The organism is Rahnella inusitata (assembly GCF_018288855.1).
GTDB classification, from domain to species: domain Bacteria; phylum Pseudomonadota; class Gammaproteobacteria; order Enterobacterales; family Enterobacteriaceae; genus Rahnella; species Rahnella inusitata.
Genome location: NZ_CP065024.1, coordinates 4,461,744 through 4,482,237 on the forward strand (window position 1 = coordinate 4,461,744; position 20,494 = coordinate 4,482,237).

Here is a 20,494-nt window from a genome sequence, read left to right on the forward strand (position 1 = left end):
TTTTCGCTCACTGTATTAACAGATTTTATTAATTAACCGATCAGGCTGAATACAATCGCTGACATAGCAATCAGACCCATAATTACCACGAAGACATTACTGATGTGGCCGCTGTATTTTCTCATCGCAGGGACTTTGCGAATGGCATACATAGGCATCAGGAATAATAACATCGCAATAATCGGACCGCCGAGGGTTTCAATCATACCCAGAATACTTGGATTCAGAGTAGCAACCGCCCAGGCCGTGACTAACATAAAGATACCGGTATAACGGTTCAGCTTAGGTAATGGAATAGTTTTCCCTTTGCTGCGCAGTGATTTAATCACCATACCGTTGAAACCTTCACGCGCACCAAGATAATGGCCGAGGAAAGATTTCGTAATCGCGATGAATGCAATAAACGGCGCGATATATTCAATCACCGGGTTGGAGAAGTGGTTAGCTAAATAAGACAGAATTGAAACGTTCTGCGCTTTGGCTTCCATCAGGTCTGCCGGAGACAGGCTCAGGACGCAGCTGAAGACGAAGAACATCACCGTCAGCACCATCATGATGTGGCTAAATGCCAGAATGCGTGAACATTTTTTCTCAGCGTCGTCGCCGTACTCTTTGCGTTTCGCGACCGCGAAAGAAGAGATAATTGGCGAGTGGTTGAAGGAGAACACCATCACCGGAATAACCAGCCACAGGGTCATCAGCATGCCGTGCCCTACGCCGTTACCGGACAGGGAGACATTTTCGAAGACCGTCGTGTTCCAGTTTGGGATCAGATACAGCGCCAGCGCCATTAATACGGCAACGAACGGGAAGACCAAAATACTCATGGCTTTGACGATCAGATCCTGACCGAAATGCACCAGCGTCATTAAGCCTAACAACAGCACCAGAGAAAGAATGGCGCGAGGTGGCGCAGTCATATGCATCTGGTGAGTAATAAAGCTCTCAACGGTGTTAGTAATCGCGACGCTATACACCAGAAGAATCGGGTAAATAGCGAAGAAATAAAGCAGCGTAATTAACTTACCGGCGGAAATACCAAAATGTTCTTCCACAACTTCGGTAATATCTTCACCGGCATTTTTCCCGGATAAAACAAATCGGGTTAATCCGCGGTGAGCGAAAAACGTCATTGGGAATGCGAGGATTGTCATAATAATTAACGGAATTAATCCGCCAATACCGGCATTAATAGGTAAGAAAAGAACCCCTGCACCAATAGCCGTTCCGTACAGACCTAACATCCACATGGTGTCAGTTTTACGCCAGGAACTTACTGACTGTTTAGACAGCGTTCCGATTGTTGTGTTATCCATAATCCCTCATTACTTAATTATAAAATATTTCGTTCCCCAGAATGGTTGATGTTTTTTTCACTGCACCCGTCATCATAAAAACCATCCTGACGGATAAAACATACCATTAATGCGGGCATGATACCTATCCGTAGCATAAAAATCTGGGTAACCGCCTGAGATTGAGATCATGGTCACGAATATCCTAAAATAGCCGCTTAATATTCCTTTAAATTCCAATCTATTAACATTTTCACTAATTTAATTTCATGAAAAAGAGAGACTGGTAACATTATTCTTTAGTAATAAATTGTTATCCCCGTGATTATTATTTAATTAACGGTTGAAATACAAACAGGTTGGTTTTTTTATCCACTTCAGCCCCCGACATTCTTTGCTCAATAAACCAACAGCATAGATTCTTATTACATTAATACTTCTTCAGTGTCCCGCGCTGAGCCTGGATCTGTGTCAACAAAACGCCACAAAACAGTGCTGCGGCAAGGGGGGAAATTTTTTACTGACGCTTTCAGAACTATTGCCGATAAAGTTATTCTTACACCGGTGAAACAATTTCAACCGGATGAAACACAGAGCGTGCCAATGGGAAAAGCCCGACATTCTTTTTGCCTGTCAGTGAAGACGCACACCCGCTCGTTATTTCGGGCTGCGTATGGCTTTGCCATGCTCATGCTTTTGCTGGTTGCCCCGCTGACCCCAAGCGCCGCGCAAACTAATAATGATATGGCGCTGAATTCGAGCGTGGCCCAGACGGTCAACGGCATCCTCAGCTATTCCCGCTGGCCGCCGGGTGAAGTCACCTCCAACACGCTGCGGCTGTGCATCATCCCGCCAGTGAAATATGCTGCGCAGCTCACGCCCGACGGCAGCGCCTTCTCCGGCAGATCGCTCAACGTGATGACTTACCCTTTCGACAGCCCGATGCTGGCGACACAGTGTGACGCCATTTATTCCGGTTACACCACGCCGGAGCAGCAGGCCGATTTACATCAGCGGCTGGACGGCCATGCGGTGCTGACTATTGGAGAACAGGATGACGCCTGTGCATTACTCAATGCATTTTGTCTGGTGATCACCGCCCAACACACCGGATTTAAATTAAATCTGGATACGCTGTCACGCAGCGGCGTGCGGGTAAATCCCGCCGTATTACAACTTGCCAGGGAAAAGGAGTGATGATGGAAAATAATATTCCTGTTCCTGACGTAGAACAGCCACGCCAGCGTAAGACGTTAGGCGCGGCGCTGAACCGCATCCATGTGATTGTGATTTTGACGGCAATCGGACTGGCGGGATTTTTGCTGATAATGCTGGCGCTGCTGGCGCTGCGCTCACACGCAGAAAGCAATTTGCAGCTCACCGCACGGGCGATCAGCTACACCACCGAAGCCGCGCTGGTATTTAACGACGCCTCCGCCGCGCACGATTCGCTGGTGTTTATCGCCGACCGTGGCGATTTCGCGCAGGCGAAAATTCTGACCCCGGCGGGGAATACCTTCACTGAATGGCAGCATCCGGTGGCAGGTAACTGGGACAAACTCGGGCAGTTCGTCGGCCATCTCGCCTTCCCCGACCCGGTCACGCTGCCGGTTATCCACTCCGGTTCAGTGATAGGTACTGTCTGGCTCACCGGTAACGGCACCAGCCTGCTCGGCTTCCTGCTGGAAACGGTGCTCAGCCTGCTCGGCTGTCTGGTGCTGACTGCGCTGGTCGCGCTCTATTTCTCCCGACGGATGCAAAAAGGCATCGTCGATGCACTCGGCCATATCACGCGCGTGACGCACGAAGTGAGCGCTAACCGTTCATTCACTTTGCGCGTGCCTTCCGCGCCGATTGCTGAGCTGCACACGCTCAGTCAGGACTTCAACAGCCTGCTGACCGAGCTGGAGGCCTGGGAGAATCACATGAAAAATGAGAACGTGTCGCTGACCAAAAAGGCGTTGCACGACGGCCTGACGGGTCTGCATAATCGCGCGTTCTTTATTGATACCTTGAATCAGTGCTTCAATCCGATGCGTCCGCCGCTATCACTGGCGCTGCTGTTTATTGATGTCGATAACTTCAAAGAGATCAACGATTCACTGGGCCATGCAGCGGGCGATCGCGTGCTGATGGTGATTGGCGAAAGGCTGTCTAAAACCCTGCGTGAAGGCGACGTGCTGGCGCGCCTGGGCGGCGATGAGTTCGCCATTCTGCTCGACCCGATGATCTCTACTGCGGAGTCGGTGGCCTTTGCCGAACGCATTGTCGAGATCATGAAAACACCGGTGATATTGCTCAACAACAAGACGCTGGATGTTTCACTGAGTATTGGTATCGCGCTGTCGCCATCGCAGGCAAACAGCGCTAAAGAGTTACTCGAAAAGGCCGATGAGGCTATGTACCGCTCGAAAAAAATATCCGGCAGTTGCTGGCATGTCTCAACCGGTATGCCGCTGACCGTCGTGACGAAAGACTAAAAGGAGTTTCCCCCATGCACCCGTATAAAACGTTTAAAACCTGGTACCAGTTCGCCACGATGGGACTGTGCATTTTGCTGCTGGCCGCCTGTCAGACCAAACCCGCCGGACTGACTCCGGAACAAATCGCCGTGCTGCAAAAAAATGGCTTCACCCAGACCGCTTCCGGCTGGGAACTGGGTCTGGATGCGAAAGTGCTGTTCGGGAACAATCAGGCCAAACTGTCACCTGAAAGTGAACAGACAGTTGAAAAACTGGCGAACGAGCTGCTGCACGTCGGCCTGAGCAAAGTGAACCTCGACGGCCATACCGATAACTACGGCGACGCCAGCTACAACAACGATCTTTCATTGCGCCGCGCCAACACCGTCGCCGACGCCTTTGCGAAGGCAGGCATGCCACGCGCCAATATTCACACCCGCGGATTAGGCCAGAGCCAGCCGGTCGCCAGCAATAAAACGCAGGAAGGCCGCGCGCAGAATCGCCGCGTGTCTGTGATTATCGTCGTATAAGTATTGTCGCGTGAAAATGGCCGGGTGATAAAACGCTTATCGCCCCTTTTATAACAATCCCACCAGATGCAGCGCGGCCTTGCAGTTATCCGTCCGACGCCACGCCAGCGCGATTTGCGTCGTCAATGTCTGCCCGGCAATGGGCAGACAGCGCACATTATTCTCATCGATCTTACCCAATGAAGCAGGCACCAGCGCGTAGCCAAATCCTGTCGCCACCATGCTCAGCGATGAGGTAATTTGCGGACACTGCTGACCGAAGCGCGGCGAGAACCCGGCCTCTTCGCAGGCATGAGTGACGGCGTCATACAGCCCCGGCGACAGGTCGCGCGGGAAGGTAATCAGATTGTCATGCCGCAGCGCCGCCAGCCTGACGTCTTTCCCCTGACTGAGCGGATGCGTTTTCGGCAGTGCCACCATCATCTCTTCGATATCCATCACCTTAAAACTGAACGCTTTGCTGCGCTCGCACGGCAGGCGGATAAACGCCACGTCGAGCACGCCTTCGCCCAACGCCGTCATCAGCCCGGCCATGTCCTTTTCCTGCGGCTCCATCACCATGCCCGGATATTTCTCCCGAAAGCGGTGCAGCAGCGCAAAGACTTGCGGGTTAAACGCGGTCGAGTTCGCAAAGCCGATGCGCAGCGTGCCGTTCATGCCGCGCGCCACCGCACGGGTACGCTCAAGGGCGGCATCGGTCAGTTTGATGATGTTCAGGGCGTCGTCGTACAGCACTTTTCCGGCTTCGGTGAGTTCGACGCCGCGGGTCAGGCGTTTGAGTAAAGGGGTACCAATTTCATGTTCAAGCCGCTGTATTTGCTGGCTAAGAGGAGGCTGGGAGATCCCCAACTGTTCGGCAGCACGGGTGAAGTGTCCCGTCTCTGCCACCGCGACAAAATAGCGCAGATGACGAAGTTCCATATCAAAAACGTCTCAAAGTGAACACCTCCTCATATTGGAACTCAGGGCGGAATGGCGTCAACCTTTAGTTAGCTAAGTTAACCATTCCACTGCGGAGCTCTGCATGAAAAACCATTCTGATTCCTGTTCCTGCGTCGCCGACATCGCCCGTACGGCCACGGCGTTTAAGCAACAGCATCCTGACCGCGTGCTCTATCAGTCTTCGCTGATGAGCGCCCTGCTGAGCGGCGTGTACGAAGGTGAGACTACTATGGCTGATCTCCTCAAACACGGCGATTTTGGCCTCGGCACTTTTAACCGTCTTGACGGCGAGCTGATTGCATTCAACAACAACATCTTCCAGCTGCGCGGCGACGGCACCGCACGACGTGCCAGCCCGGACCAAAAAACGCCGTTCGCCGTGATGACTTTTTTCAATCCCACGAATGAGTACCGCATCGAGCGCCCGCACAGCCGCGAGCAGATCCACAAGGTGATCGACGACGTGGTCGCCAGCCAGAACACCTTCTGTGCGCTGCGCATCGACGGGACGTTCAGCCGGGTCGAGACGCGTACCGTGCCCGAACAACACCGCCCTTATAAACCGATGCTCGAAGCCATCGAAGCCCAGCCGACCTACCACATCGAACACAGTCAGGGCGTGCTGATTGGCTTTCTGACCCCGGCGTATATGCAGGGCATCAACGTCGCGGGATATCACGAACACTTTATTAATCAGGAACGCAGCAGCGGCGGGCACGTGCTGGATTATCAGGTCGAGAGCGGCACGCTGACGTTTGGCACTGTCGAAAAACTGCTGATCGACTTCCCGCAGGACAGCGATTTTCTGCATGCCAATTTATGCCCGGATGATTTGAACGACGCCATCCAGTCTGTTGAAAGTTAATCACCGCAAACACGAAGGAGTGACTCCATGAAAAATTCAGACAGTAAAACCGAGTGGAACTGCGGTGCAGATTTGGTGGTCGCACAGCTGGAAGCGCAGGGCGTTAAACACGTCTTCGGCATCCCCGGCGCTAAAATCGACCGCGTTTTCGACTCCCTGCTCGACTCCAGCATCACACTGGTCCCGGTGCGCCACGAAGCCAACGCCGCCTTTATGGCCGGTGCCGTCGGCCGCCTGACCGGCAAAGCGGGCGTCGCACTGGTCACCTCCGGCCCCGGTTGTTCGAACCTGATCACAGGCGTCGCCACTGCGACCTCAGAAGGCGATCCGCTGGTCGCGCTCGGCGGCGCGGTAAAACGCGCTGATCATGTGAAACAGGTTCACCAGACCATGGACACCGTGGCGATGTTCCGCCCGGTCACCAAGTATTCCGCCGAAGTCACCTCTCCTTCCGCGCTGGCCGAAGTGCTGGCAAACGGCTTTCGCGCCGCCGAGTTTGGTCGCCCCGGCGCAGCTTTCATCAGCCTGCCGATGGACATCGTCAACGAACCGGCCAGCGGTAAACTCCTGACCTCACAGGCACCGGTACTGGGGAGCGCGCCGCACGACGCAATCTTGCAGGTCGCACGCCTTTTGCGGCAGGCCAAAAATCCGGTACTGCTGCTCGGCCTGATGGCCAGCCAGCCGCGTAACGCCGAGGCCATCCGCCGGTTACTGCACAAAAGCGATCTGCCGGTCACCAGCACCTATCAGGCCGCCGGGGTTATAGACCAGGCGTCATTCCACCGTTTCGCTGGCCGCGTCGGACTGTTCAACAATCAGGCCGGTGACCGCCTGCTGCGCAACGCCGATCTGGTGATCACCATCGGTTACAGCCCGGTCGAGTACGAACCGGCGCAGTGGAGCAACGACAATGCCGAACTGGTTCACATCGACGTGGTGCCCGCCGAGACCGACAGTGACTATCTGCCGGACGTCGAGCTGGTGGGCGACATCGCCGACACGCTGGATTTGCTGACCGAACAGATTCATCAGCGCATCGATCTCAGCCCGGCCTCCATCGATATTCTGGAAGACCGCCGCCAGCAGCGCGCGCTGTTAGACCAAAAAGGCCGCAGTCTGAACCAGTTTGCGATCCACCCGCTGCGTCTGGTGCGCGCGATGCAGGACATCGTCAATAGCGACGTCACGCTGTGCGTCGATATGGGCAGTTTCCACATCTGGATCGCCCGCTACCTTTACAGCTTCCGCGCGCGTCAGGTGCTGATTTCCAACGGCCAGCAGACCATGGGCGTCGCCCTGCCGTGGGCGATTGGCGCAGCGCTGGTCGATCCTGGCCGCAAAGTGGTATCAGTTTCCGGCGACGGCGGCTTTATGCAATCGAGCATGGAGCTGGAAACCGCCGTCCGTCTCGGCGTGAATCTGCTGCACATCATCTGGGTCGATGAGGCCTACAACATGGTGGCGATTCAGGAACAGAAAAAATACCAGCGCACCTCCGGCATCCAGTTCGGCCCGATAGATTTCAAAGCCTACGCCGACGCCTTCGGTGCGAAAGGTTTTGCCGTCACCTCCGCCGACACGCTGGAAAGCACCCTGCGCGCCGCCATGGACGTCCAGGGCCCCGCCGTCGTCGCCGTGCCGGTGGACTACAGTGATAATGCGTTGCTGATGGGACAGTTGAATTTGGGGGAGATGTTTTAGGGGGAGGCGCAGAAATATTAGCAGCGGTGAAAACAGGCAGATCGTAAAGACGCCGTAAAATCATCCCTGATGGCTCGAACCGCGCCATCCATGGCGCGGACGCTTTACTCTTCTGCCTGTTTTCACCTTCGGAGATTGGAGTTATTCAAACTACAAAAATGTTTTCCCTGTGGTACTGCAATTGACTCATATCCGGCGGGTAACTGATGGGAAGGCGTAATGCTTTCCCTTCATATTTCTCGAAATTCTCGATCGCAATGTTACTTGTGAGTTTTTTAAGCTTCGGCGAGACGATCATCTCAAGATGTTCGTTAAATGAAATTAACCCGCGATCAAAAGCTTTGTCATGCAGGCTTGAAAGGCATAAGCCATTACTCGGATTTAGACGGTGTTCCACAGCCTCGCTCCATGGACGAATATGACTAGCAACAAGCAATGCGGGTTCTTCTAATTCAGTGAGACAACAACGATATTCATAGGCCGCAAGAACATTCTTGCGAAACAGTTGCTGATCCACTCGCGCTTTAATGATGGTTGTTCTTTCTCGTCCACTAAAGTCTATCGGCCCACTGTCGTGGAGGGTTCTTGCGGGCCTCTCAAGTTTCTCCATCGCACGTAAACATTCAAAATCAAATATTTCCGTGTCTTGATTCATCTCTTGCCACAACATCCGGTCAGTGTTTGAGGCTCCTTTCAGTCCCGACCGTCCGGACTCGATAATAAACGGGTCGAGACTTGCCAGGTTGACTAGCTTCATGGCTAAAGCGCTAGGTGTCCGGCCAATGAGATTAGCATAATGAATAATGTCGGGATTTTTGGAGTGCAACTTACCAAACGGGATTTGGCTATAAAGAGTAAACGCAACCAGCAGTTGGTCACGTGTCCAATGATTTACGCCTGCCATAGAAGCTTATCCAGTTGTTTTATCAGATGTTAGGGGTTCCAGTTACTATGCCAGCTAGATAAGTAAACTCAAAACCCTCATGTTTCTTACTACTACAACTCTTGATATTTCTTCTCATTTACATGTATTTCCAAGACATCTCGCAAGAACGAAAACTGCCTAAAAAAACCACTTACTGTACAAATTCCCACGTATTAGACTCTCCTCACTGCGGCAAAATCCGCAGTCAGAATTAGCGTTCTGTCATTTTCTGGTACCTACAACCCTATGAAGAAATAGGAAATGTGGTACGGTCTGTTCTCACCCAAATTATGGTGGCTCAGACAGTGGCTTCTCACGAAGCACCGGATCCAGAAAACCGGTAACGCTAACGCTGTTTGAGCTACCACCCCGAGGTTAGCGTCTCCAGTGGTAGCAAACTCACTATTTTCTGGAGTACTCAAAATGCCAACCCTTTTCGACAATACCCCGCTGGAACTGGAAGAGATCGTGGATCACTGCCGTGCGCTGTCTTATGCGATTGTGACGCTGGAGAATCCACAGGCGAAAGATCTGTTGAGCTATATTCTGTGTGAACGGCTGGAAGTGCTGAATCAGGCGCTGGAACTGCCGATTGACGATGATGATGGCACAGTGATTTTCATGGCGCAGGAACAGGCAATGGCGCATTAAGGCCGCATAGCTAATGAAGAAAAGCCAGCGCAAACGCGCTGGCTTAATGACTCACGAAGCGTGTGAGATTAGAAATCGTAGAACACCGTAACCCAGGTGGCGTCGGCTTCGTCATCTGATGAGTGCGCCAGCGTGCGCTCCACGTAAACAGACAATCCGTAACCGATGGTGGTACCCGCGCCCAGATAAACGTGGTTGGCGTGATACTCTTCCCCGCCTTTCAGTTGCAGGGAGTCCGCTGCGACATATGGCTGAACGGATTTCAGGAACGGCGCATCGATATTAAAGGTATAACCGACGAACCCTTCTACACCATAACCACTGCCCGCGAAGTAATGATCGACAGGATTTTCACGTGTGCTCGGCACAAAATCTTTGTAATAACTTCCGGTGCCGACGATATACCAGTTATTAGGCTGCCAGGTTAATGCCGTCCCCGACAGCTGCTGGTGATAATCTTTTTCATTATATTGATTATCTTTGACAGTCGCGTCCGTCAGGCTGTATGCCGCACTCCAGACTAAATCTTTGGTGAGTTTATAATCAAAACCTACACCACCGCCATTATTACGGCGATAATGCTGATCCTCACCCGCCTGAATTTCATCTTCAGGCAATAAGTAGTTGGCATACAGCGTCACAGGACCAAAATCATTGGTATATTTAATACTGTTTTTGGGCTTATTGGCGCCGTCGTAGTTGCCGTTAATACCAATGCCCGTGCCGCCCGCGTGACCATCGTTATCCCAGACATCGCTTTTAATCCCGACAACTGAATAATAGATCCCGTACTGGTGGCCGTAGGTTAATGTCCCGTAACGGTCATCTTTAATACCGGCGTATAACTGACGTTGCGTATCGCGCTGAGCACCTTCTGCGTAATGGTTGTCCATTCCCAGCAGGTGTGCCATGTCCACACCCAGCTCGTAGTAACCGATGATCGAGGTGTCTTCAGTGAGTTTATAATCGCCACGGAAGCGGAAGCGGGTGCCGCCATCATGACCATTTTTATAATAGCCCGGCTCCGGACCGTTATTGAATATCCATTCAGGACGGATACTTCCGCCCACCTGTAAACTTAACGGTGCCAGCAAAGAGTTACTCTGCGGGTTTTTATCTAAAACAGTAATCTCGGCCTGCGCGCTCGCCGATAATGCCGACAGCACGACGCCGCCAATTAAGATTGACGCTTTAAAATTGTTCATTATTACCCTGTCATTATTATTTATGTGATGTGTGTGCGGTCTTACGCCGCGTATAAATAATTAACATAGGTAGTTCGCACGACAAAGTGATAAATCAGAAAGTTCCCTATAAGAAAATGTGATATAGAGACCAATAAACAAACAATTTAATTTGTATATGTAAGACAATGAAATAAAATGTATATTTATGGATAAATAAAATACGATGTGGTGATAATAAAGTCAATTGCAAACCATCAGGCTTGCATGATTGACATATTTCATAACAATTACATCAGTAAAATAGCACCTATAATTAAATTACGCCACCGTGATAATTACATAACGTGACAGACGCTACATGTTAAAATTTAACAGACCCCGCACCATGACTTAATCAGAATAATATTTCGATTACTGAGATAATTATTAACCATTTTAATTTTATTATTCTCCAATTCGGTTTTGATGAGGAATTTCCCCTGCCCGCTGCGCCAATTTTGCGAGATACCTTCCATTTATCGCAACAAAATACTGTAAATACATACAGGTTATTTATTTGGTGCATCAACAGGGATAGAGTCATTTCGCAGCGGCAACATCCCTGCCGAAAATGGGATTTCAACTCACTGACAATGGAATGACCATCATGACTGATACCGACAACACTGCTTTTACCGCCAACTCAATCACCGTATTCCGCTCACTCATTGCCGAGCTGGATTTGGGCAACTTCGCCGAAGCGCAACTTTACGATCTCGGTGCGCTGGCCACTGAATCCGCCGAAGGACTGTGTCAGGGATTGCTCTGCCTGAGCGAAGGGCTGGAGAACTGCGAGATGCTGCCGCCGGAGGGCATCGCGCAGGTTAGTGGGTATCTGAAGGCATCAGCCCACCTCATTCCTGCGCTGTTTGAATTGTGTGAGAAAGCCAATAATGGTCTGGCGAAAACCAGGAAGATTACGGCTTATCCGATGTATTAATGCCCCAGGCAAGATCCTGCATCAGATTGTACGCCGTCGTCCGAACATGAGAAGTCAACATATGTTCTTGCACCGCGTTCGGCGAGTTGCTTTCCACTTCGAAGTAGAAATCGCAACCTCCATAGTGAAGTGGCTGGATCAGGATAAATCGCTTATTAAATATGATAAGGCGCACGGATTCATGCAGCCATAACCATCAGACACAGTGCTGATTTTCAGCAATTTTTTGATGTGAAGGGGTTTTTCTGGGGAGGTATTGAAAAAGCTTACAGGTGGATAAAATAGGGCGAAACGCTATTCCGTTAGGGTCGAGAGTTTCCGTACATGTTTTTCAGTTAACAAAAAAAGGCGGGATCGCTCCCGCCTCTCAGGCATTACTACTTATTTCACCGTCAGGAGAACATTAACCTCATATTTAGAGATGTCCACGCTACTATCAAATGTCCTGGCAGAAAAGTGGATCGTCCCGTGGTATACCCCAGCAGGCAAATCTTTGTTATCGGCCACTGTAAAAGATAAATAAGCTCTAGTATCATCCGAGTTTTGACATTTATTTGATGCGTTAAATATTTCCTTAGAGCACACTGTCTCACGCTGTCCGCCAAAAGTAACCGTCACCTCGTTTCCTTTTTCATCGGTCATTAGTATGGTCAAAGGGGACACTCCACCATCGCCATCCGAACTAATAGAAGTCGGATCGGTTGTCGGTGCGTTGGCAATGAACCCCAGGTTAGGATGACCCTTGACATAGTCAGTAGAGTATTTTCCTGAGTACCCGGCAATCACCCAGTCTACATTAACCTTTGTGACAAAGGTCACATCGCTGTTAGTTTGACTGGCATCCCCAAGGCTCACCGTGACCGTTGCATTACCCTCCGCGGTCCCCGAAATACCCACCGTCGCCACGCCGCTGCTGTCGGTCACACTGCTGCTCGCTGTTAACTTATTCAACGTGGTAGCCCAGTTAACCGTGGTATTGGTGATCGGGTTGTCATTGGCATCCATCGCTGTCGCTTTATAGGTCGCAAAATCCTGACCATCCGCAGAAACACTTGGGCGGTCGACCGTCAGATTTAATTTCGCCGTGCTCACATCAGCGATGTACGTCACCGCCGTGGCTTGCGCGCTACTTTGTTGCTCCGTCAGGGTGGCCGTCGCAATAGCGGTACCCGTTTTTAACGAGGTGCCGGTCATGGTGGCCGTGCCGTTTGCCTGTGTCTGGCTGGTGCTGCCCGCCAGTGTCACATTCGCATTATCACGGCTCCAGTCTACGCTAGCGCCATTCACCGGGTTATTATTGGCATCCAGAACCGTTGCGCTCCAGGTCACCGCATCCGTCCCGTTCGCCACAACCTGTGTTTTATCTGCAACAATCGTCACCTTAGCGCTGCTGGCATCAGCAATAAACTCAACCGGCAGCGTTTTCTGGCTACTTCCTGCACTGGCTGTCACCACTGTACTTTGTGCAAGTGTTGAGGTCAGAGTTGCACTGACTACCCCGCTGGCATTGGTCACTCCAGACACCGGCGTGATAATGCCGCTGGCATTATCGCTGCTCCAGTTGACGGTGGCCCCTTGCACCGGATGGTTATTCGCATCCAGTAACGTTGCGGTCAACGTGACAATATCTTTCCCTGCCACGACTCCCGTCGTTTTATCCGCCGTCAGCGTAGAAATCTTCGCTGTCGCGGCATCTGCGGCAAAGACCAGAGAAGAGGACTTCGCGCTCACACCGTTTGCCGAAGCCGTCACGACGTAATCGCTGACATTGGTGGAGGACAGCGTCACCGTGGCAATACCCTGCGCGTTGGTTTTCGTACTGCTGCCTGACAGCGTGCCGGTTGCCGGGTTCGTGCTCCAGTTCACGTCCGTATTGGCTAAGATATTCCCCTGAGCGTCGGTCACTTTGGTGCTCAACGTAATCAGATCGGTACCGTTCGCCAGCGCCTGGGTTTTGTCTGCCGTCACGGCGCTAAGCTGCGTCGTGCTGGCATCTGCGATATAACTCACTTTGCTGGCACTGGCGCTGCCTGCCGGTGTGGTGAGTGCTGCCGTCATGATGGCATCGGCGGTTTTCACCGAGGTTGCCGTGATAGTAGCCACACCGCCTGAGTTGGTCTGCGAGCTGCTGCCTGATAATTTCAGGCTGGCATTATCGCTGCTCCAGTTGACCGCCATATTATTGACCGGGTTCTGGTTGGCATCTTTCACCGTTGCCGTCCAGGTCACTGTGTCGGCGCCGTTGGCCAGCGCCTGCGATTTACTCGCAACCACGTTGCTTACCGTTGCCGTAGCGGCGTCAGCAATAAGGTCAATCGACTGCGTTTTGCTGTCATCGCCCGCCCTGACCGTAATGATTGTCGTCTGCACCTTAGTCGCAATGAACTGAGCCGTCGCCACACCCTCAGCATCTGTCGAACCAGACACCATAGTGAAAGTACCGTCATTGTTATCGCTGCTCCAGGTGACCATCATATTCGGTACCGGATGATCACCGGCATCCACGACGATCGCGGTGAGCGTCACCGTATCTTTACCTGCCACGACTCCCGTCGTTTTATCCGCCGTCAGCGTAGAAATCTTCGCTGTCGCGGCATCTGCGGCAAAGACCAGAGAAGAGGACTTCGCGCTCACACCGTTTGTCGAAGCCGTCACGACGTAATCGCTGACATTGGTGGAGGACAGCGTCACCGTGGCAATACCCTGCTCGTTGGTTTTCGTACTGCTGCCTGACAGCGTGCCGGTTGCCGGGTTCGTGCTCCAGTTCACGTCCGTATTGGCTAAGATATTCCCCTGAGCGTCGGTCACTTTGGTGCTCAACGTAATCAGATCGGTACCGTTCGCCAGCGCCTGGGTTTTGTCTGCCGTCACGGCGCTAAGCTGCGTCGTGCTGGCATCCGCGATATAACTCACTTTGCTCGCACTGGCGCTGCCTGCCGGTGTGGTGAGTGCTGCCGTCATGATGGCATCGGCGGTTTTCACCGAGGTTGCCGTGATAGTCGCCACACCGCCTGTATTGGTCTGCGAGCTGCTGCCTGATAACGTCAGGCTGGCATTATCGCTGCTCCACTTGACCGCCATATTATTGACCGGGTTCTGGTTGGCATCTTTCACCGTTGCCGTCCAGGTCACTGTGTCGGCACCGTTGGCCAGCGCCTGCGATTTACTCGCAACCACGTTGCTTACCGTTGCCGTGGCGGCGTTAGCAATAACGTCAATCGACAGTGTTTTACTCCCACCGACGGAGGTTGCGGTAATCAGCGTCGGATCGGCTTTCGTTTCGCTGAACTTAGCAGTAGCGACCCCCTCAGCATTCGTGACACTGGAAGCCGGAGTGAACTGGCCTGTGCTGTTATCACTGCTCCAGTTGACGGTGGCCCCTTGCACCGGATGGTTATTCGCATCCAGTAACGTTGCGGTCAACGTGACAATATCTTTCCCTGCCACGACTCCCGTCGTTTTATCCGCCGTCAGCGTTGAAATCTTCGCTGTCGCGGCATCTGCGGCAAAGACCAGAGAAGAGGACTTCGCGCTCACACCGTTTGTCGAAGCCGTCACGACGTAATCGCTGACGCTGGTGGAGGACAGCGTCACCGTGGCAATACCCTGCGCGTTGGTTTTCGTACTGCTGCCTGACAGCGTGCCGGTTGCCGGGTTCGTACTCCAGTTCACGTCCGTATTGGCTAAGATATTCCCCTGAGCGTCGGTCACTTTGGTGCTCAACGTAATCAGATCGGTACCGTTCGCCAGCGCCTGGGTTTTGTCTGCCGTCACGGCGCTAAGCTGCGTCGTGCTGGCATCTGCGATATAACTCACTTTGCTGGCACTGGCGCTGCCTGCCGGTGTGGTGAGTGCTGCCGTCATGATGGCATCGGCGGTTTTCACCGAGGTTGCCGTGATAGTCGCCACACCGCCTGAGTTGGTCTGCGAGCTGCTGCCTGATAATTTCAGGCTGGCATTATCGCTGCTCCAGTTGACCGCCATATTATTGAGCGGGTTCTGGTTGGCATCTTTCACCGTTGCCGTCCAGGTCACTGTGTCGGCGCCGTTGGCCAGCGCCTGCGATTTACTCGCAACCACGTTGCTTACCGTTGCCGTAGCGGCGTCAGCAATAAGGTCAATCGACTGCGTTTTGCTGCTGCCTGACATGGCGGCAGTAATCGTCGTGGTTTGCACCTGAGTTCCACTGAACTGCGTCGTCGCCACACCCTCAGCATTCGTGACACTGGAGGCCGAAGTGAACTGGCCTGTGCTGTTATCACTGCTCCAGTTGACGGTGGCCCCTTGCACCGGATGGTTATTCGCATCCACGACGATCGCGGTGAGAGTCACCTTATCTTTACCTGCCACGACTCCCGTCGTTTTATCCGCCGTCAGCGTAGAAATTTTCGCTGTGGCGGCATCTGCGGCAAAGACCAGAGAAGAGGACTCCGCGCTCACACCGTTTGCCGAAGCCGTCACGACGTAATCGCTGACATTGTTGGAGGCCAGCGTCACCGTAGCAATACCCTGCACGTTGGTTTTGGTACTGCTGCCTGACAGCGTGCCGGTTGCCGGGTTCGTGCTCCAGTTCACGTCCGTATTGGCTAAGATATTCCCCTGAGCGTCGGTCACTTTGGTGCTCAACGTAATCAGATCGGCGCCGTTCGCCAGAGCCTGGGTTTTGTCTGCCGTCACGGCGCTAAGCTGCGTCGTGCTGGCATCTGCGGTAAAGGTGACAGAAGGTGCCGGGCTGGCAGAGCCCACCGCTAACTTAGCGGAGACGATCACATTGCTCGCGGTCGTCGTGGTGACCTGAATACTCGCCTCCCCCTGCGCATCCGTGGTGACGTTGCTGGCCGACAGTTTCGCCGTCGGGACGTCACTGCTCCAGCTCACCGGAGCACCTTGAACTTTATTACCATTCGCATCGGTGACCGTAACCCGATAAGTAATAGCATCGGTGCCATTCGCCAGGGCCTGGGCCTTATCCGTCGTCAGACTGGTGATAGCCATGCTGGCATTGTCAGCGGCAAAGTTTATCGCCTCCGTTTTTTTAGCCTCCGTCGTACCGGAACGTGCAGAGACCACGACGTCACCCGCAACGCCTGATGTCATCGTCAACTGGGCGTTGCCCTTCTCGTCTGTCGTACTTTGCTCTGCGCCTAACGTCGCCGAACCTTGTTCGACCATCCAGTCAACTTTTGCCCCCGTCAGCGGCTGGTTTTGCGCATTGACGACATTCGCGACCAGCGTCACTTTATCGGTGTTATTCGCAGTCGCCTGTATTTTGTCTGCGCCGAGACTCATGACCTGCGCAGTTGCCGTGTCAGCACCAAAACTCAGCACATCACTTTTTAGTGACTCGCCCTGTTCGAGATGTGCCGAAACCGTGGTGTTCAGTACGCTCATGCTGCTGACACTGAGAGTGGCCAGCCCGTTATCATCACTGACGCTTTGAGCCGATGAGAGCTGAGCACTGGCATTGTCTGCACTCCAGGATACCTTGACGCCTTTAGCAGGTAATCCTTCCGGTGTTAACACTTTTGCCGTGAGTTGTACGGCATCGACGCCATTCGCCAGTGCGCTGGTTTTCGAAGCACTCAGCGTGCTGAGCACCGGTGTGGTGTCTGCATTTTGCAGCACAATACGCGCGGCGGGCAGCTGCGTGGTGCCATTCGCGACAGGGGTAACATCTGCTGTTCCCGCCACATTACCGCTGGTAAAGGTGCTGGTATAGACGCCCGGAGCGTTTTCGGTAAAGCCTGAAATCTTGGCGTTCTGGACCGGTGCGGTGGTGGTCTGTGCACTGCCCGATGTGGCTGAAGGGGTGAGTTTGAGGGTTGCACTCAGTTGGTTAGCGACGCCCGTGACAGGTTGCTGGCCATTCGCCGCAATCCTGACCGTGACCACCGAAGTGCTGGTGCCATCGGCAATGAGCGTGGTTGGCGTTGCCGTCGTGGAAGCCTGCCAGACGGAAGCATCATAACCCGTCACATAGACGTTCATCTGACTGATATTTGAACCATTACCTTTCGCATCGTAAGCCTTACCACTCACGATATAGTGGTTATTTTCCCCACCATACTGGTACGCCGGTAACGTGATACTGTACTGGCCAGAATTTTTATCCTGCGTAATTTTCCCACCGTGTTGAGTCAGTTCTGCTGCCTGCCAGTCGATATGTTCCAGACCGTATTTACTGTTCACCACCGCATGGACAGGCAACGTGACGCCTTCTGTCCCCTGCATCTTATCCGGCAAACCCAGTGAAATCAGATCTTGCTTGCGATAATCAAGAACAATGGTGTTATTACGGTTCACTAAATCCTGACGGCTTCCGAGCAGTGAGCGTCGCACCGCCACCTGTGAAGGATCGAGTTGTTTATCCAGACTGACGGAAGGGGCGTAGCTAAAGGACAGATTTACCTGAGTATCCTGGGTATCCCCTTTACCCATCTTCTGGCTCATACCCGCAGTCATCAGAGGGAATGGTGTGTAATTTAGACCGACAGTGACCGCATAAGGATCTTTCTGACGGTTATCATCGTCATTAAACAGATCGACGTTATTACCAAAATATTGTTCATAAACAATGCTCGCACCCAGTTGCGGCCAGGCCGGTAAATAACCTTCGGTGCGAATATCAAAACCATTTGCCGCGCGTTCGTCATAATCTTCATAGCGTGAAGAGGCCATCCACTCACTCAAACGTAAATAGCCATTGGCAGATACTTTTAAATAATCCCAGCCTAATTCACTGCCAATACCCAGCCACTGGTGATGATTTTCTGAAATCTGTCGGTCATAAAAGGTATTCGCCCCCCACATCCACTTATCAGAGAAATGGCGGTAGCCCAGACCTGTATTAATAATATTACGATCATCCACCCGGCGCGAACCAAGCTGGGTGAAAAATAAATTCGTTTTATCATCATAAAAAGGTAACAAAAGATCCAGCTCTGCTTCCTCTAAAGAGAAGTTATTATCGGTAGATACTTTCACCTGCGCCGTACCGAACTGATTAAGCCAGTCCTCCACGCTTTGCGCCGCTTTCCCGGTAGCTCCGGAGACAATCGTGCTACTCAGGTCATCGTTCTGCAGCATGTCGCCAGCCTGAGCAGCCATACCAGCAACATCAGCGTCCACATCTGTTTTTTGTATGTCCGAAGAGGGGGAAGCGGAGGCCGGTTCACCGGTCGACACCGCTTTCTGTTGTGCAGATGGCTTTTCAGACGTGGGGCTTGCTATGGCCTCAAACGAAAAGGAGTAGACGCACAAAGAGGAATAAAAGAACTGTACGCCTATTTGCAACAGGCATATTGATTTGGAAATTCGCATAAGATCTTTCGCTCAAAGGGATGTAGTGGAATAAGCCTCGCGAAATAACATAAATCCAAAAAAAAGTAATTTCCGCAGGGTCGAATTAAAATACATTAACAAAGAAAAACTAGCCACTTAATGCATTATTAAGCAAATCTTAATTAAATATTAAAAGCTGAAGCAAACAATCACTTATAAGAATTTAATCAGCGATTTTTCAGCTTTTATATTAAAGGCGTTGATCTGACGCATGCTGGAAATAATAAAACCAGATAACTATTTATATACATTTAATCATATTAAGAAAGAAACCTCGCAATCTAATAACCCCATGCCGTCGCCATCGGTAAGCTTATATGCTTTAGCTTCGGGCTTGGCTGTACGCACCTTCACATCACTGAGAGCCATGTTGAGTAACCTTTCAAAGGTTCTGTGTGGGTACAAACATTATCGAAGCGGGATATACCCACAATTGTATCCACATCAGTAAGTTGATGTAGATTGAATCAGGTTGACTTATGTTGACTGAAAAGCGGGGCAAAGCCTTGCGGGGACTGGATTTTAGGCATAAAAAAAGACCTCAGTTGAGGTCTATTTACATACTGTTGGTGCGAAGGCCGGACTCGCCAATCAATTTCAACCATCTGAATTATAAGTAAATAAATCGAAACACTACGACCTTGTATACTCACTTATATACTCAATTGATTTTGACGTAAAATAACATAAAATCAATAAGTTAGTGAATTGGTGGTTTTGATATTTTACGTGCTTTTTTTGAACAAAAACAGATTTCAGAAATGCCTAGATTAGATGCTTTGCGCTAACATTCCGGAGTAGTGTTTCGCAATGATGTCATTCATCTTGTCGATTAGCTCTGGGCGCTTAGACGTCAAGTGCCCGGTACCCTTCTGGAAATATCTAATATTGAAATAATCATCTTCATAGAGTTGTGATGCTTTCTGAAGACTGATGTGATCCATCAACCGGGTAGATATATCACCACGATTGTCCGGAATGGATTTTCCGTCCAGCAGAAATAGCATCCTTTCCAAATCGGCCAACTGATCTCGCCGCCAGCCACCACTCAGACTGTAGCCCCAGCGATTGTGAGTCACCAGATTGTTGATGATGATTTTCTTTCCAAAGCTGCAGGGGCTATTGGTTTTATAATCCCAGGACAGTCCTTTAAAAACATTGATGACTCCTCGCTCAAATACCTCATCTTTGCTCTGATGCAACTGCTCAAAGGTACTGAGTATGTTGGCTTCACTGATGGCAGGAATATTCTCCCCCTCAAGGCTTTTGTTCCACTGGTCCCTTGCCTGAGCGTCCATCAAACTGAGCATTCCCGATTTTTTCATCAAATCTCGCCATATACCGCGATCAAGATTGCAGGTAATCACCTTCATTGCCGTTTCTGCTTTCTCCATAAGCCAGCAGCCACAGCGAAAGTCTTGTCGCATGGCTCAGTCTCTTGCAATTCCACCGCCAATACTGCTGGTGGTTGCCGAGATGCCTTCAAGCTGGCAGATAAGGGCTTCAGTCTGTCCCAGCGCTGCGTTACGCCCGGAAACGATCCGCTCGATATTGGTCGAGCAGATGAGTTCAGTATGGTCAGTGAGTACTTCAGGTTCTGTCTGCATAATTAG

The 20,494-nt window shown here is 51.7% G+C and carries 12 protein-coding genes and 1 pseudogene; 7 read left to right on the top strand and 6 right to left on the bottom strand.

Annotated elements, in window-relative coordinates; genetic code table 11:
* Nucleotides 1-32: 32 nt before the first annotated feature.
* The gene (locus tag I2123_RS20820; RefSeq protein ID WP_213051418.1) at nucleotides 33-1,316 is read right to left on the bottom strand and encodes an HAAAP family serine/threonine permease; all 1,284 of its coding nucleotides are present in this window, start codon (nucleotides 1,314-1,316) and stop codon (nucleotides 33-35) included.
* 663 nt (nucleotides 1,317-1,979) lie between these two features.
* Between I2123_RS20820 and yfiR the strand changes: the two genes are divergently transcribed.
* From yfiR to yfiB, 3 genes are read left to right on the top strand one after another with little or no spacing between them, the layout of a single operon-like run.
* Nucleotides 1,980-2,492 carry a regulatory sequestration protein YfiR gene (yfiR, locus tag I2123_RS20825; RefSeq protein ID WP_244879863.1) on the top strand — a complete coding sequence of 171 codons (513 nt, stop codon included), beginning with the start codon at nucleotides 1,980-1,982 and terminating at the stop codon, nucleotides 2,490-2,492.
* A 2-nt stretch (nucleotides 2,493-2,494) separates the two neighbouring features.
* On the top strand, nucleotides 2,495-3,775 hold the full coding sequence (gene dgcN, locus I2123_RS20830) for a diguanylate cyclase DgcN/YfiN (RefSeq protein WP_112168354.1): 1,281 nt from the start codon (nucleotides 2,495-2,497) through the stop codon (nucleotides 3,773-3,775).
* Nucleotides 3,776-3,789: 14 nt separating this feature from the next.
* Nucleotides 3,790-4,287, top strand: coding sequence for an outer membrane lipoprotein YfiB (gene yfiB, locus I2123_RS20835; RefSeq protein WP_112168353.1), 498 nt, complete (start codon nucleotides 3,790-3,792; stop codon nucleotides 4,285-4,287).
* Between the two features lie 48 nt (nucleotides 4,288-4,335).
* Here yfiB and I2123_RS20840 read toward each other — a convergent pair whose 3' ends face one another.
* Nucleotides 4,336-5,208 (bottom strand): LysR family transcriptional regulator, encoded by an 873-nt coding sequence (locus tag I2123_RS20840; protein WP_112168352.1) that lies wholly within the window; start codon nucleotides 5,206-5,208, stop codon nucleotides 4,336-4,338.
* Nucleotides 5,209-5,311: 103 nt separating this feature from the next.
* Here I2123_RS20840 and budA point away from each other — a divergent pair, with 103 nt between their 5' ends.
* Entirely contained in the window at nucleotides 5,312-6,094 is a 783-nt protein-coding gene (gene budA / locus I2123_RS20845) for an acetolactate decarboxylase (protein WP_213051419.1), read from the top strand.
* 27 nt (nucleotides 6,095-6,121) lie between these two features.
* Entirely contained in the window at nucleotides 6,122-7,798 is a 1,677-nt protein-coding gene (alsS, locus tag I2123_RS20850) for an acetolactate synthase AlsS (protein ID WP_213051420.1), read from the top strand.
* Between the two features lie 145 nt (nucleotides 7,799-7,943).
* Here the strand turns inward: alsS and I2123_RS20855 are convergent, their stop codons facing one another.
* A complete protein-coding gene (locus I2123_RS20855; RefSeq protein WP_213051421.1) occupies nucleotides 7,944-8,702 on the bottom strand; it encodes an HNH endonuclease in 759 nt (252 codons plus the stop codon).
* Nucleotides 8,703-9,146: 444 nt separating this feature from the next.
* On the opposite strand from I2123_RS20855, the gene I2123_RS20860 reads away from it, so the two are divergent.
* On the top strand, nucleotides 9,147-9,374 hold the full coding sequence (locus tag I2123_RS20860) for a hypothetical protein (RefSeq protein ID WP_213051422.1): 228 nt from the start codon (nucleotides 9,147-9,149) through the stop codon (nucleotides 9,372-9,374).
* A gap of 68 nt (nucleotides 9,375-9,442) precedes the next feature.
* On the opposite strand, the gene I2123_RS20865 is transcribed toward I2123_RS20860, so the two are convergent.
* The gene (locus tag I2123_RS20865; protein ID WP_112168346.1) at nucleotides 9,443-10,579 is read right to left on the bottom strand and encodes a porin; all 1,137 of its coding nucleotides are present in this window, start codon (nucleotides 10,577-10,579) and stop codon (nucleotides 9,443-9,445) included.
* 628 nt (nucleotides 10,580-11,207) lie between these two features.
* Between I2123_RS20865 and I2123_RS20870 the strand changes: the two genes are divergently transcribed.
* The gene (locus I2123_RS20870) at nucleotides 11,208-11,540 is read left to right on the top strand and encodes a hypothetical protein (protein WP_112168345.1); all 333 of its coding nucleotides are present in this window, start codon (nucleotides 11,208-11,210) and stop codon (nucleotides 11,538-11,540) included.
* 381 nt (nucleotides 11,541-11,921) lie between these two features.
* On the opposite strand, the gene I2123_RS20875 is transcribed toward I2123_RS20870, so the two are convergent.
* Both I2123_RS20875 and I2123_RS20880 read right to left on the bottom strand, forming a co-directional pair.
* Nucleotides 11,922-18,626: an Ig-like domain-containing protein gene (locus I2123_RS20875; RefSeq protein WP_213051423.1), complete on the bottom strand. Its 6,705-nt coding sequence runs from the start codon at nucleotides 18,624-18,626 to the stop codon at nucleotides 11,922-11,924.
* 1,025 nt (nucleotides 18,627-19,651) lie between these two features.
* A pseudogene (locus tag I2123_RS20880) lies at nucleotides 19,652-20,488 on the bottom strand (DUF4942 domain-containing protein).
* Nucleotides 20,489-20,494: the final 6 nt, after the last annotated feature.